The 13569-nt window shown below is 69.5% G+C and carries 11 protein-coding genes, 1 tRNA gene and 1 pseudogene; 4 read left to right on the plus strand and 9 right to left on the minus strand.

Translation table 11 applies throughout. The features are described 5' to 3' along the window. Window positions 1–82: 82 nt before the first annotated feature. A pseudogene (locus AB0F91_RS04945) lies at window positions 83–349 on the plus strand (amidase family protein); the annotation flags it as partial. Window positions 350–358: 9 nt separating this feature from the next. Here AB0F91_RS04945 and AB0F91_RS04950 read toward each other — a convergent pair. Further along, window positions 359–571, minus strand: a complete 213-nt coding sequence (locus tag AB0F91_RS04950) for a hypothetical protein (protein ID WP_360595188.1) — start codon at window positions 569–571, stop codon at window positions 359–361. 279 nt (window positions 572–850) lie between these two features. On the opposite strand from AB0F91_RS04950, the gene AB0F91_RS04955 reads away from it, so the two are divergent. Beyond that, window positions 851–1669: an alpha/beta hydrolase gene (locus AB0F91_RS04955; protein ID WP_360594794.1), complete on the plus strand. Its 819-nt coding sequence runs from the start codon at window positions 851–853 to the stop codon at window positions 1667–1669. A 71-nt stretch (window positions 1670–1740) separates the two neighbouring features. Here the strand turns inward: AB0F91_RS04955 and AB0F91_RS04960 are convergent. Continuing rightward, window positions 1741–1814, minus strand: a tRNA-Leu gene (locus AB0F91_RS04960). A gap of 122 nt (window positions 1815–1936) precedes the next feature. On the opposite strand from AB0F91_RS04960, the gene AB0F91_RS04965 reads away from it, so the two are divergent. Continuing rightward, window positions 1937–2158 (plus strand): DUF3618 domain-containing protein, encoded by a 222-nt coding sequence (locus tag AB0F91_RS04965; RefSeq protein ID WP_360594796.1) that lies wholly within the window; start codon window positions 1937–1939, stop codon window positions 2156–2158. 114 nt (window positions 2159–2272) lie between these two features. Here the strand turns inward: AB0F91_RS04965 and AB0F91_RS04970 are convergent, their stop codons facing one another. Both AB0F91_RS04970 and AB0F91_RS04975 read right to left on the minus strand, forming a co-directional pair. Further along, on the minus strand, window positions 2273–2677 hold the full coding sequence (locus tag AB0F91_RS04970) for a hypothetical protein (RefSeq protein WP_360594797.1): 405 nt from the start codon (window positions 2675–2677) through the stop codon (window positions 2273–2275). Between the two features lie 193 nt (window positions 2678–2870). Then, on the minus strand, window positions 2871–3491 hold the full coding sequence (locus AB0F91_RS04975; RefSeq protein ID WP_360594799.1) for a TetR/AcrR family transcriptional regulator: 621 nt from the start codon (window positions 3489–3491) through the stop codon (window positions 2871–2873). Window positions 3492–3561: 70 nt separating this feature from the next. Here AB0F91_RS04975 and AB0F91_RS04980 point away from each other — a divergent pair, with 70 nt between their 5' ends. Then, window positions 3562–5022 (plus strand): NAD(P)/FAD-dependent oxidoreductase, encoded by a 1461-nt coding sequence (locus AB0F91_RS04980; protein WP_360594801.1) that lies wholly within the window; start codon window positions 3562–3564, stop codon window positions 5020–5022. A 234-nt stretch (window positions 5023–5256) separates the two neighbouring features. Here AB0F91_RS04980 and AB0F91_RS04985 read toward each other — a convergent pair whose 3' ends face one another. The 5 genes from AB0F91_RS04985 to AB0F91_RS05005 all read right to left on the minus strand — a co-directional run bounded on the left by AB0F91_RS04985 (window position 5257) and on the right by AB0F91_RS05005 (window position 13380). Beyond that, window positions 5257–5751 (minus strand): helix-turn-helix transcriptional regulator, encoded by a 495-nt coding sequence (locus AB0F91_RS04985; protein ID WP_360595165.1) that lies wholly within the window; start codon window positions 5749–5751, stop codon window positions 5257–5259. Window positions 5752–5934: 183 nt separating this feature from the next. Further along, window positions 5935–7362, minus strand: a complete 1428-nt coding sequence (locus AB0F91_RS04990) for an LCP family protein (RefSeq protein ID WP_360595167.1) — start codon at window positions 7360–7362, stop codon at window positions 5935–5937. A gap of 449 nt (window positions 7363–7811) precedes the next feature. Continuing rightward, window positions 7812–9971: a phospholipase gene (locus tag AB0F91_RS04995; protein ID WP_360594802.1), complete on the minus strand. Its 2160-nt coding sequence runs from the start codon at window positions 9969–9971 to the stop codon at window positions 7812–7814. Window positions 9972–10212: 241 nt separating this feature from the next. Further along, entirely contained in the window at window positions 10213–11439 is a 1227-nt protein-coding gene (locus AB0F91_RS05000) for a GGDEF domain-containing protein (protein WP_360594804.1), read from the minus strand. Window positions 11440–12165: 726 nt separating this feature from the next. Next, window positions 12166–13380: an MFS transporter gene (locus AB0F91_RS05005; protein WP_360594806.1), complete on the minus strand. Its 1215-nt coding sequence runs from the start codon at window positions 13378–13380 to the stop codon at window positions 12166–12168. Between the last annotated feature and the right edge of the window lie 189 nt (window positions 13381–13569).

Consider the following 13569-nt stretch of genomic DNA (forward strand, 5'->3'; position numbering starts at 1 on the left):
CCTTTCGCCACGGGGGCGCACCGTCGAGCAACGCCCGATGGGTGTGTCCGCAAGACCTCTCGACGTGCCCTGGCGAAGGGGTATGCCGCGGTCGGCATCAACGAGGTACTCGCCCCCGCCGGGGTGCCGAAGGGGTCGTTCTACTGCTACTTCCGGTGACCACAGTGCCCGCGCACCAGCTCTGGACCACCAAACTCACCCTGGACGGCAAGACCTCGGCATCTTCCACGTCATGGCGACGACGGTGCCGTTCAACCTCACCGGGGTCCTGGCCCTGTTCCTGCGATTCGGCACGACCACCGACGGCCTGCCGATCGGCGTGCAGCTCGCCGCCTCCTGGCACGCGGAGTCGACCATCCTAGCTGCGGCCGATATTGGATTTGCCCACCTCGGAGGGACGGGCCGGCCGCAGGCCGCAGCGGCCGCGGACGAAGTCGAGATCCGCCGCGTCGACCGGGGCGGTCTCGCGGTCGACGATGACCTGGCCGGTGCCGGGAGCCGGGAGGTCGAGGTCGAGCACGTCGGCGGGTTCGCCGATGGAGCCGAACCGCGGGCCGCGACTGGTGGTCATGGGAGTTCCTGGTGGATCGCCGAGCTGCTCACCGCCGACGGGCCTCCCGACCAGCCCCGCCACCGCAGCGCTGCGGATCAGCGGCGACATCGAGCAAGCTCACCCCAGTCAAACCAGGCCGACCTCAAGAAGAGGGCCGTCCGACCGAGTCCCGCACGGGCGGCCGTGGCCCACTGCCGCCGTTCGACCGACCCCGCAGGAGCCGTTACGTGCCAGGTAATCGACTGGCCTCTCGGCTTCCGTGACTATTGGCCGTAACACAATGGTGAGGAGCTGAAAATGCCTTTCTTCGAGGTCGGTGACGGGACTCGCTTGTCGTATGAGGATTACGGTGCGGGCGCGCCGATGGTGTTCGTCTCCAGTTGGGTGCTGAACGCCGAAATGTGGGAGTACCAGGTCCCGTTCTTCGTCGAGCAGGGATTCCGGTGTGTCCTGCTGGACCGGCGGGGGCATGGCCGCTCGGACCGCCCCTCCTCCGGCTACGACGCGGACACCGCCGCCGACGATCTGGCCGCTTTGATCGAGCATCTGGACCTGTGCGGCATCACGCTCGTCGCCCACTCGGCCGGCGGTGGCGAGGCCGCACGCTATCTGTCCCGGCACGGTGAGGGGCGGGTCTCCCGTGTCGCGTTCCTGGCGGCGACGTTGCCGTACCTCAAACTGACCGAGGACAATCCCGAGGGAATTCCCGAGACGGTCAACGAGGCGACGCTCAAACAGTTGCGCAAGGACCGGCCGAAGTGGTTCGCCGATCGAGCGCAGGGCTATTTCGCCACGCATCTGGGCAACGACGTCTCACCGGCACTGATCGAGCACGAGGTCCGGCGCTGCCTGTCGCCATCGCCCTTCGCGACGGCCGCGATGTTCCACTCGAACTTCCACACCGATTTCCGCCCTGACCTGCGTCACATCACCATTCCGACGCTGGTCGTGCACGGAGTGGCCGACCAGTCCGCACCCATCGACGTCACCGGCCGTCGTACCCGGAAGCTGGTGGCCCATGCCGTCTACCGGGAATATCCCACTGCCGGGCACGGCCTGTACGTCACCCACGCTGAACAGCTCAACGCCGACATCTTGGAGTTCATCAAGAGCTGAGGTGGTTCCATGCCGCGCGCGTGTACGACGCGGCCAAGCGACTCGAACGGGCTACCGATGCTACGGGGTTGTGGGGCCGGAGAGACTCGAACTCTCACTGGCACGGACCTAAACCGTGTGCCTCTGCCAATTGGGCTACGGCCCCGGGACAGCCGGGGGAATAGTAGCGCGCGCCACGTTCGGGGTGGCTCGGCGTGGCCAGTGGTCGTCGTGGGGGTGTCGTCCTCTAACGTGGGCGCCTACAGTCCGACGCGGCGAGGAGGGCACGTGGCTCGCGACCCCGAGACCATCGAGCGTGAGATCGAGCAGGCCAGGACGGCGCTGGCGGTGACGCTCGACCAGCTGGGCACCAAGGCCAACCCCCAGAAGCTCGCGGACCAGGCCAAGAACGGCATCCGCGCGAAGCTGGACGACCCCAAGGTCAAGTACCCGCTCATCGGCGTCGGGGCGTTGATCCTGGCGCTGCTGGTCCGCAAGCTGTTCCGCTGATCCACCTACACGCCTGAGCGGGCCCGGGAGCCGGGTCCGCTCAGACGTATCGGGGTGCGAAAGATCGACAAAACGACAACCGGCCCGTCGGCCAAGGCCGGTGGAACCGCGGTGTCAGGCGCGCGGTGAGACTGTCGGCTTCGAGGCGCGGACGGCGGGCGTCTCCTCGGCCTTGCGGTCCTCGACTTCCTTCGGCAGCTGCTTGCTCGGCGGCAGCTGAGGCTTCGCCGCGGCGGCCGGCTTCGAAGACCCCGAAGGCGGGACTTCCAGCGGCTCGATGTCCGGCAGGGTGAGCCGCGCGGCCATGTAGGAGCTGGTGAACTCCAGGGCGCTCCCGTTGAGCAGGTGCACGACCGTGGGTCGCCCGTCCGGGGCGAGCTCGTCGACCAGCTGGTCCGCGCGGTCACGCGCGGCGATGATGCCCGGCGCTTTCGCGGTCCGTTTCTCGCCACGGCCGCTGACGGTGATCGTCCAGTCGTCGTTTTCGTGCGCGTACGTCGCTGTGATCGTCTCCACCACTACCTCACCCCTCTCGCCATCAGCATGCGTCACTGGCCGAGACTCGGCCACCGCACACTCATGACGCGATTTCCTGCGCCCCCGCGCAACCCGCGACTGTCCATCAGTCTTTCTACAGGGTTCTCGATACCGTAAAGAAACTCTGTGTCACAAGACACGAGAGCGGATTCGCACTGAGTGACGACCGAATGGCCTAGTGCGCGTGCAGGTTCACGCGCATGTCGGCGGCCCGTCGTGACAGTCCGCTCCAGAGCATGTCCATGGCGTAGTCGGTCGCCATCTCGGGAGTCACGTCCGGGAAACGCTCGCACCAGATCGCGAGCCGTTCGCACGCGCCGACCACGAACTCGGCCGACGCCTCGGCGCGGAGCTCGTCGTCGAAGTACTCGCTCATCACCGCCACGATCAGGTCCGTCTGCTGCCGCCGCGTCTGTTCGATCTCGTCGGCCGCAGGCGTGCCGATCAGTGCCATCTCGTGCCGCAGCAGTGACCAGGCCTCCCGGCGCTCGCGGATGAAGACGAAGAACGCCAGCAGCCCGCGGCGCAGCGCGTCCTCCGGCGAAACCGCGCCCACCGTCGCCTGCTCGGTCGCCTCGCGCAGCGCCGCCCGCGACTGCCGGATGCACGCCAGCAGCAGGCCTTCCTTGGAGTGGAAGTACTCGTACAGCATCGGCTTCGACACGCCCACGAGCTCGGCGATCTCGTCCATCGACGCCGCTCCGTAGCCTCGCTCGGTGAACACCCGTTCGGCGACCTCGATCATCTGCCGTTCGCGCTCGACCCGGGGGACTCGCTTGCGTTTCGCGGTGGTCACGACAACACTCTACCGCCGGTAACCTACTCAAAGTAGGATGGACTTCGAGTAACACTAAACGGGAGGGCGCATGGGCAACCGCACCGAGACCGGGGTGATCGTGGTCGGGACCGGGTTCTCCGGCCTGGGCATGGCCATCCAGCTGCGCAAGGACGGCCGCGAAGACTTCGTGATCCTCGAGAAGGCCGACGATGTCGGCGGGACGTGGCGCGACAACACCTATCCCGGCTGCGCCTGCGACATCCCGTCGCACATGTACTCGTTCTCCTTCGAGCAGAACCCCCGCTGGTCGCGCGCCTACTCACCGCAGCCCGAGATCTGGAGCTACCTGCGCGGTGTCACGGAGAAGTACGGCCTGCACCGCTTCCTGCGCTTCGGCCAGGAGATGACCGGCGCGCGCTGGGACTCAGACGAGAACCGCTGGCACGTCACCACGAAGTCGGGCGACGAGTTCGTCGCCAAGGCCCTGGTCGCGGGCGTCGGCGCGCTGCACCGGCCGCAGATCCCGCACCTGCCGGGCATCGAGGACTTCGCCGGCCCGGCGTTCCACTCCGCGCAGTGGGACCACGCCGTCGACCTCACCGGCAAGCGCGTGGCCGTGATCGGCACGGGCGCGAGCGCCGTGCAGTTCGTGCCGCAGATCGTCGGGCAGGTCGCGAACCTGACGCTCTTCCAGCGCACCCCGCCGTGGGTGATGCCGAAGGCCGACCACGACATGCCCGGCTGGGCCCGTGGCCTGTTCAAGGCGGTACCACTCGCGCAACGCGCCTACCGCGACGTCCTCTACTGGATGCTCGAGGCCCGCGCCATCGGCTTCAACGGCCAGCCGTGGGTGATGCGGCTCGGCCAGCGGATCGCGAAACGCAACATCGACCAGGCCGTGGCCGACCCGGCGCTGCGCGCCAAGCTGACGCCCGACTACACCATGGGCTGCAAGCGCGTGCTGATCTCCAACGACTACTACCCGGCCCTGGCCAGGGACAACGTCGACGTGGTCACCGAGGGTGTCGCCGAGGTCCGCGAGCACAGCGTCGTCGACGCCGCCGGCGTGGAGCACGAGGTCGACGTGATCATCTACGGCACCGGCTTCCACGTCACCGACGCGTTCGACACACTAGAGATCGTCGGCCGCGAGGGGCGCAACCTCGCCAAGGAGTGGGCGGCCGAGGGGATGCGCACGCACCTCGGCATCACCGTCAACGGGTTCCCCAACCTGTTCTTCCTGCTCGGCCCCAACACCGGACTCGGCCACAACTCCGTGGTGTTCATGATCGAGTCCCAGATCTCCTACATCGCGCAGGCGTTGCGGCTGGCCAGCGGCCGTGCCATCGACCCGCGCCCCCAGGTGCAGGAAGCGTTCAACGCCGACGTGCAGCGCAAACTCGCGAAGGGGATCTGGACGCAGGGCGGCTGCAAGAGCTGGTACCTCGACGCGAAGGGCGTGAACCGCACGATCTGGCCCGGCTTCACGTGGCGGTACTGGCTCGACACCCGCACGGTCCGCCGGGAGGACTACGAACTGCTGGGCTGATCGAGCACGGTCCACGAAAGGGTACGAAGGGGACTTTCGCGGCAGGGGAGGAGGCGCGAAAGTCCCCTTCGTAGCTTGGGAGAGGGCAGGAAGGCGCGCCGATCAAGCCCACGGACGGCGGTGGGCGTGCTCGGGGCCATGGATGAGGTGTGGCGGGGGCTTTCGCGACCCTCGACAACGCGAAAGCCCCCGGCCTGGGCCGGCTAAACGGCCCGGGTCGGCTCCGCCCGCGGTTCAGGCGGGCGCGAGTTTGCGCAGGTGGCTGATCAGGTCGACGACCGGCAGGTCGCACAGCTCGGCCATCCGCTCGAGTGCGGGCAGGTCGAGCGACACTTCGGCCGGGCCCGAGCTCAACGTGGTCGCGCCGGCTCCCGGATCGCCGCGGCGCAGCCGGTCCTCGGCCCAGCGGCGCAGCGGCAGCAGTTCGGGCGAGGCCTCGGCCACCACTCGCCGCAGGTCCACCCGCACGCGTCCGGGCTCTTCCACGAACACGCGCCGGTGCACCTTGGCCAGCAGGTCCTGGGGCAGCTCGTCCATCGCGACGCACAGCTCGACCAGGCGCACCACGGAACACTGCCGCGTGCCCAGCTCGTACGTCGCCAGCGTCTGCAGGGAGATCTCACTCTGCAGCCGCGTGTTCAGCTCCTTGCGCGTCCAGCCTCGCCTGCGCCGGAGCTTGCGGAGCTCGTCACCGAGTATCCGCTGGTAGTGCTCAGCGTCGATCACCACTTCCTCGTCCCCTGCCCTGCTCACGCTCTCACACGCGGCGTCCGCTGTCGTGACTGCGGACGCGTGCGCGTCTCACGTGTATGAAAGTGGGCAGCGAGCTTTTCCTTACGCGGTTTCGGCCAAGTCTTTGGTGACGATTTCGCAGACTGCTCCGAACGGACGAACCGCGGTGCGCTGAACAGGTCAGTTGACGCAGGGGACGCCGTCGGCCGTGATCGGCTTCTGGTCGTCGCCGGCTGCCGGCGGGGGTGCCGCGGGCGAAGACGCGGGCGCGTCGGCCGAGCCGGCCGGCGCACCGGAGCCGGCGTTGTCGGCGCTCGGCTGGTAGTCCGAGCCGAGGAACACCATCACGTGCCCGGCGTCGACGCTCTTGTCCTCCTGCACCGTCGCCTTGGTGCCGAGTGCGTCGGCCACGGCGTTGCCGGAGTCCTCGCCGCCGGAGGGCACCCAGATCACGGTGGTCTTGCGCGAGGTCGCGTTGGCCGTGTCGCCCGCGGTGAAGCCCTTGCCGGTGAGCTGCTTCGACACGCTCGCGGCCAGGCCGGTGCGGCCCGAGGCGTTGCGGACGTCGACGGTGATGCCCTTGTTCGCGTCGTTCGCCGGTGGCGGCGGCGCCTGCCGGCCGGGCTGCGGACCGGCGAGGCCCCGCACGAACTTCTTCACGGCCTGCGGGTCGACCTCGATGGCGTCACCGTCGCTGGGCGTCTTGTACGCGACGTTCTCCACCGGGATCGTGCGGAACTCGAGCTGCCCGCCGGTGAGGCCCTTCATCTGCTGGGCGAAGCTGAAGATGTCCCAGTTCTGGTTGAGGACCACCGACTTCTTGATGGCTTCGATGAGCGCGTTGAGCTTGCCCGGGTCGGTGAGCGTGCCGGCCGAGAGCACCTTGCGGGCCATGCCGGCCATGAACACCTGCTGCCGCACCACCCGGTCGAGGTCACCGCGCGGCAGGCCGTGGCGCTGCCGGACGAACTCCAGCGCCTGCACCCCGGAGATCGTGTGCACGCCCTTGGTGAACTTCGCGCCGGAGTAGGAGTCGTCGACGTTGTTGTTGAGGCACACGTCGACGCCGCCGATGGCCTGCGTGATCTCGCTGAAGCCGAGCAGGTTGATGGCCGCGTAGTTGTCGATCGTCGAGCCGGTGAGCGCCTCGACCGTGGTGATCAGCTCCTTCGCGCCGGCCTGGTTGGCCTTGACGTCGAGCTCCTTCGGGTCCGTCACGCCCTGCTGCTGCAGGTCCTTGCGCGCCTGCAGCATCGCGCGGGCGTACGCGGAGTTGATCTTGTGCTCGCCGTAACCGGGAATGTTCACGTAGGAGTCGCGCGGCAGCGAGATGGCGACGGCCTTGCTGCCGTCGTTCGGGATGTGCACGAAGATCAGCGAATCGGTGTTGAGCTCGCCGTCGGCCTCGCCCGCGCGCAGCTGGGCGAGCAGCTGCGGGGAGAGCGGGTTGCCCTGCGCGTCGGTGCGGCTGTCGAGGCCGACCAGCAGGATGTCGCGCGCGCCGTCGGCGGGCTGGTCGCCGCCCGAATGCGGATTGATCACGTCGGCGTAGTTCAGGCCGTTGACCAGGCCCTGCAGCGAGGCCCACGCGTAGCCGGTGAAGGCCATGACCAGCAGCGACACCACGGCGAGGGTGATCTTCGCGCCTCGGTGCGAGCCGCGCCGGCTCGAGCGCCGCGGCGGCGGGCCGGACCGGCGTTGCGGCGGACGCGACGGGCGGTGCTCGGCGTCGCGGGGGCCACGCGGCTCCGCGCGGTCACGCGCGGGCGGCGGCACCCGACGTCCGCTCGCGCGCCCCGGCGGGTCCTGCCAGGGGCGGGCGGGGCGTCGGCCGCCTTGCCCGTTCCGAGGCGGGTGATCCACGCGGTCCGCTCCTTCTGCTCGTCCGTCTGCCTACCACTGTCCGGTTCCCCGGCCTTTGAAGACGCATGGTGCCGGGGCGGGGTTGCGGCGGGTTCGCGCCTCCCCCGGCCGGTGTGGCCTGCACCACCCATGGTCCGCCACTCCGGGCGCGTTCGCCCGACCGGCGGTGTGCGTGTTGCGGTTCGAGTTTCTCGTCAAGAAGTCGCGCTCGCAGTACGGCGCCGGGGAACCAGGCACGAAACGGCCGCGACCAGCGCAAACACCGCCGTCGTCGCGTGCAGGACCACGGTGGGCGGGCCGGCCGGCGTGACCATCAGCGCCGGCCCGCAGGCGAGCGCGCACGCGAACCACGTGCCCGCCGACGCGGTGGCGCCCGTACGGACGGTGTGCAGCAGGAGCACACCGAGCAGCAGGTGCACGAGGCTCTGCACGGGATCGAGGTGCAGGCCGAGGAAGTCGGCGTCGGCGGCGACGTCACCGAAGCGGGCCAGCGCGAGGCCGAACACGCCCAGCGTCGCGTAGCCGATGCCGAGCGCGGCGGCCGCTCTCGTGAGCAGCGCCGGGCGCCAGCCGGTGGCCGTGCGAGGTGTCGACCGGGGCGGCGCGGGTACGCCGTGGCCGCGCGGGTGGCGTTCGAACCACCAGAACACGCATCCCGCCGGCACCAACAGCAGCGCGATCGCCATCGCGGTGCGCGGCTTCACGGGCCAGCTCAGCCCGTCGGCGATCGGCCCCGGCAGGTAGACGACGGCGACGAGCAGCAGCATCGCCGCCAGGAACGCCAGGTACAGGCTCATCGGCGTCCGCAGCACGAACCCGGCCGCGCGGCTCACCCGCGGCCGCGCCGCGACGCGCACCAGCCGACTGCCGAGCAGCCCCGCCAGCCCGAGCTGGGTCACGCCGAGCAGCAGGACCTCCCACGGCGGTGCCGACAACGCGGCCGGCGCACCCGGGCTGCCCAGCAGGATCGGCGATGCGCCGAGAGCGAAGGTGGCCACGGCCAGCCCGCCCACTCCGGCCACGGCGGCACCTGCCAGCACCGGCCGAGACAGGCGCACGCCGTCGGCGTGGGCGAACGCGACCTGCTGGGCCAGCAGCGCGAGTGCCAGCGTCGCGCCGTAACTCGGCAGCGGCGAGCCGGACCACGCCGCGGCGGCCTCGCCCGCGACGACGAGCGCCAGCAGGCCGGCCACCGACCACAGGCGCGTGCGCTGGTAGAGCGCGAGCAGCACGGGCGCGCAGACGATCGTCAGCAGGTACACGCCCAGCAGCCACAGCGGATGCAGCGCGATCCGCATGACGGTCGCGTTCGTGCCGGCGGGGATGCCGAGCAGCTCCAGCGCCAGCGGAACGAGCAGGGCGACCACGGCGAAAATCAACGCCGGGCGCAGCAGCGGGCTCGCGCGTTCGGCGAGGTAGTGGCGGTAGCCGCGGTCGCGTTCGGCCGGCCAGCCGGTGACGTTCGCGTAGCCGCCCGCGAAGAACAGCAGCGGCGTGAGCTGCGCGAGCCACGTCAGCGGCCACCACGCGGACTCGGGCGCGCCCGCCCAGTCGGCCAGGGCCGTCGCCGATTCGCCGAGCATGAGGAGCACGGCCGAAGCGGCGCCGAGCACCGCCCAGCGCGCGGCGGGACCGGTGGGTGCGCGAGCCGGTCGGGGCGCGGTGCGCCGGGCCGTGTGCCAGCCGCGCAAGCGGAACACGAGCAGGCAGCCGATCACGAGGACGCCGGCGACCAACGGCCCGATCGGGTCGGCGACCGGCGGTCCCCAGCGCTGGTGCCAGGAGTTCACGACCAGTCCGGCCGAGTACAGCGTGGCGACGACCTGGCAGGTGCCCGGCGAGCCCATCGGGTTCACCACGCACGCGTGGTGCATGTCCTGCGAAAGCCGAGCGTCCAGCGAGGCCCGCACGCTCTGGTCGAGCGGGTGCCCCTTCTTGTCCGCGTAGCGCAGCAGGTCGTAGCCCAGATCGTGGGCCTTGCACGGGACCGCGTAGTCCCACTTGGTGTTGTCGTCGCCCCACGGAGTGGAGCACCCGCCGTCGACGTGGACGGCGCGAACGGTCCCGTCGCGCGCTCGCAGCGCACCGGGCGTCACGCCGCTGACGGCGGTGAAGTCCTTGGGCAGGAGGGCGAGCGCGGTGGGTTGCGGCCCGGGGTGGGTCAGCGCAGCGATGGCGTTCTGCGCGGCCAGCACGTCGCCGGTCGGCGGCCCCTGGTCCGGAGGCGACGCCGGGCGCGAGGCGATGAGCCCGAAGCCGAAGACGACGAAGAGCACCAGTAGCAGCCAGCCTGACGTCGACCACGGACGGCGGACACGAGCGGCGGCCGGAGGACGGTCGTCGGTGGCTGGCATGCGCTCAAGGGTGCCAGTCGCGCCCGGGCGGCGGCATGGGGCTGACCCCCGGAAGGGGGTGGGGGATCTCCTCGGGTCCGGCCCGGACGGCGCATTTCAGAGGCGGGTGAATTGCATCACAGTCGCTTTTTCGCGACTTCCGGTCACGGAGAGCGAGGTCCGGCCGAATGCACTGTCCGGTTTCGTGGGACCGTCCCTCCACCGCGATTAATCGCAATTGGAGGCGGGCGGCGATTTTCGCTCAGGCCACGCGGGGTGGTGGATCCGCGTCGGCGAACCGCACTTGATTCCGGCCGCCTTCCTTCGCGGCATAGACGGCGGCGTCGGCTGCGTGCAGCAACTGTTCCACCGTCGATCCGTTCGGCCCGAGCAGCGCCACTCCGATCGACGTGGTCCGACCGGTGATGCGGGCGCGCCCGCCGCGTTTGTCTGTGGTCACGATCTGCTGGTCGGCGATCGCGAGGCGGATCCGTTCGGCCGCGACCTTGGCGGCCGTTTGGTCCACGTCCGGCAGCAGGATCAGGAATTCCTCGCCGCCGAAGCGGCCGATGATGTCCCTGGGGCGCGTGATGTCGTCCAAGGTCTGGGCCACGGTGCGCAGGACGTCGTCGCCCGCGGGGTGGCCGTAGGTGTCGTTGACCCACTTGAAATGGTCGAGGTCGATCATCAGCAGCGCCACCATTTCGTTGCCGCGCGCGGCGCGGGCGAGGGCGCGATCGGCTGATTCGGACCACCCGCGCACGTTGAAGATGCCGGTCTTCGGGTCCGTGCGGGCCTCGGACTGCAGCTGGTTGATCTCGGCGAGCCGGTTGCCGAGCACGGTGATGAGCACCAGAATCACGATCGCCGGCGGGAAGTTCACCAGCAGGATCGTGGCGATGGTGCCGAGGCCGATGGTCGAGAGCTCCAGCAGGTTGTCGTCCTTCGTGCCCAGCACGTTGCTCAACGTCGGTGCGGAAGTTCCGCCCAGTGCGAGCAGGCTGCCGATGACGATCGCCTGCAGTGCCGCGTAGCAGAAGCCGACCAGCATGAGGACGCCGAAGAGCTTCAGAGAGTTGCCGGGCGTGAGGTTCTCCAGCTCCGCCGAGGCGAAGGTCTGGTAGAGCTGGTGCGCGGCCAAGGCGGACACGGCATGCGTGAACGAGGTGAACACGAATTTGTGCGGAGGCCGCCGCGAGTTGAACCACCGCTGCACGCGGACGATCACGATCAGCAGCAGGGTCAGGTGGATCGGCAGCAGCAGTGCGCCGGGAAACACCCAGATCCCCGACAGGTCGATGTGGACGGCCGTCACGCGGTTGCGCCGGCGCTCCTCTTGTCTGCGCGTGAGCTGGATGTGCACCGTGGCGCACACGGCGAGGATGCCGAACCGGCCCCAGTCCAGGGCCGTGGTGGGCCCGCCGGTGACGATCCCGAGCGTCAGCAGCCCGACGGCAAGCGCTTCCCAGGAAAGCAGGAAAACGATCATCGCCCGAGGCTTGGTCCACAGATCCCACGACCGCACCGGATTGCTGGAAATCAACTCACCGAGCCGTTTGCCGACACCCTGCGACTGCGCGGTTGCTTTTTGTGCATCACCGCGTGCAGCACCGGAAGAATCTTGGAACCTCGGCGCGTGATCAGGGGAAGATCTGGGTACCCCGTGATTGGAGTCCGTCGGTTCACCGTGCGCGTGTCCGTTCTCGGGCATCGGGCTCGGCCTCCTCCGGTCTCTCTGGTGGTTCGCGTCTGGTGGTATCCACTGTCGTGCTGTTATCGCTTACCGGTATCATCGCACTCACCGACTTCCCGGCGGTGAGCCCTCCACGAGGGCTGAATTCGTGTTCCGTCCAACCGTGCGCCTCTTACCCGGAGGCGCCTTCCCCCGATGGCTGGTGAACCTTGAATGCGAATTGCAGCACCAGTCACTGAACTGTGCCCTCCAGGAGGTGTTTTCCTGATGCGTGACCGCGAAGCCTGAATCGTTCTTGTCTCTTTGCCCGGAAATTGTCAGTGCTCTCAGAGCGAGGAGGTGTCCCACCGTGCGTGACCGCGAAGCGTGATTCCGGTGACCGGCGACCGAGAGTTCGTGACAGTGTGAGCAGAGGAGAGCCGCGATGCGTGACCGCGAAGCCTGAGAACAAGAGGCACCCCGAGACTTCGATCCGGATTCCAGTACCGGATCGCCCCGGCCGGTCAACGAGCCGGCCACGACTCAGAGCCCGGTTTCGGCTGCGACAGCGTGCCGCACCCGGGTCCACGAGAAGGCAGTGGGGATGGCCAGCGCCACGCCGAGCAGACCGGCGAGCGCGATGGCGGTGACCGCGGACCCGGTCACCTGGGCGACCACCCCACCCAGCGCGACCCCGACTCCCTGCGCGACCCGCAGCCCGGTGCGGTAGAGCCCGCCGGCGCCGCCGCGCAGCTCGTTCGGGACCCAGGTGGCGAACGTCGCGGTGACCGTGATGATGTACGCGCCCATCGCACCCGCCAGCGCGAGGAGCACCAGAGCCAGCGCCAGGTTCGGCTGGAGCAGAAAGAGTGCGAGCAGGGCCAGCGACGTCGTCGCGAGGATGCCCAGCAGGCGCTGCCTGACCTGGGCGGACGCGAACTTCGAGAGCAGATAGGCGCCGGCCACGAACCCCAGCGGGTCGGCAGCCAGCAGCCAGCCGACGGCCGCAGGCGACGCGCCGAGCTGCTGCGCCAGCGGAGCCGCGAGCCCTTCGGGGACCACCGCGAGCCCGACCAGCCACGACAGCGCGATCAGCACCCGCAGCCGGCGCTGCCCGAACACGAACCGAGTGGCCCCGAACCACGTCGACTGCTCGCCGCCGGCGGCCGGGCGATCGTGCACCCACACGCGCACGATGCCCGAGGCAACACCAAAGCTCACGGCGTCGATCGCCAGCGCCCACGAGGTGCCCACGAACGTCACGAGCAGGCCGCCGCCCGCCAGCCCCAGCAGCATCACCGTATTGGTGGTGATTCCGCGTAGGTCCTGGCTGCGCAGGTAGATCTCGTCGTCGGTGAACACCTCGCGGGTGATGGCGTTCTGCGCGGCGTTGGCGGGTGACGCGGCCAGCTGCACGGCCACGAGCAGGCTGCACAACACCACGAGCGGCATGCCCGGCAGGCTCATGAGCCCCACGAGCACCGCCTGCACCGCGGCGCTCGTGCTCAGCACCGCGCGCCGCGGATAGCGGTCGGCGAGGAAGGACAGCCCGAGCCCACCCGCCAGGGCGGGGAGGAAGGTGAGGGCGTAGACGACGGCGGCCCAGAGAGCCGAGCCGGTGCGGTTGTAGACGAGGATGGCGAGCGCCACCTTCGCCAGCTGGTCGCCCGCGCTCGAAATGGCCTCGGCTGCCCACAGAACGCGGTACTCGACGTTCCGCAGTGGCGCCGTCAGCCGTGGCGTGGCGTGGGTCGTCACAGGGTGACCACTTCCCCCTCCCCGATCGGGTGAACGTGTCCGGTGGGCATTCTGCCCGGGCTGTGACCGCGACCCCGAGGGAGTCACAGTTCCCGGCAGTGGGACAACAATCAGTATGCCGCTGATTACGCGCGGGCGAACAGTGGATGCGAGCGTTCTCCCCCACTGGGCTGTTCAAGGGTGGCCGGG

It is taken from the genome of Amycolatopsis sp. NPDC023774, assembly GCF_040639695.1.
In the GTDB taxonomy this organism is placed as follows: domain Bacteria; phylum Actinomycetota; class Actinomycetes; order Mycobacteriales; family Pseudonocardiaceae; genus Amycolatopsis.

What these genes read in the sequence shown, in the direction of transcription:
- AB0F91_RS05000 (WP_360594804.1), bottom strand. Translation starts at nt 11,439, where the DNA reads ATGATCGTTTTCCTGCTTTCCTGGGAAGCGCTTGCCGTCGGGCTGCTG.
- AB0F91_RS04950 (WP_360595188.1), bottom strand. Translation starts at nt 571, where the DNA reads ATGACCACCAGTCGCGGCCCGCGGTTCGGCTCCATCGGCGAACCCGCC.
- AB0F91_RS04995 (WP_360594802.1), bottom strand. Translation starts at nt 9,971, where the DNA reads ATGCCAGCCACCGACGACCGTCCTCCGGCCGCCGCTCGTGTCCGCCGT.
- AB0F91_RS04955 (WP_360594794.1), top strand. Translation starts at nt 851, where the DNA reads ATGCCTTTCTTCGAGGTCGGTGACGGGACTCGCTTGTCGTATGAGGAT.
- AB0F91_RS04980 (WP_360594801.1), top strand. Translation starts at nt 3,562, where the DNA reads ATGGGCAACCGCACCGAGACCGGGGTGATCGTGGTCGGGACCGGGTTC.
- AB0F91_RS04990 (WP_360595167.1), bottom strand. Translation starts at nt 7,362, where the DNA reads ATGGCCTTCACCGGCTACGCGTGGGCCTCGCTGCAGGGCCTGGTCAAC.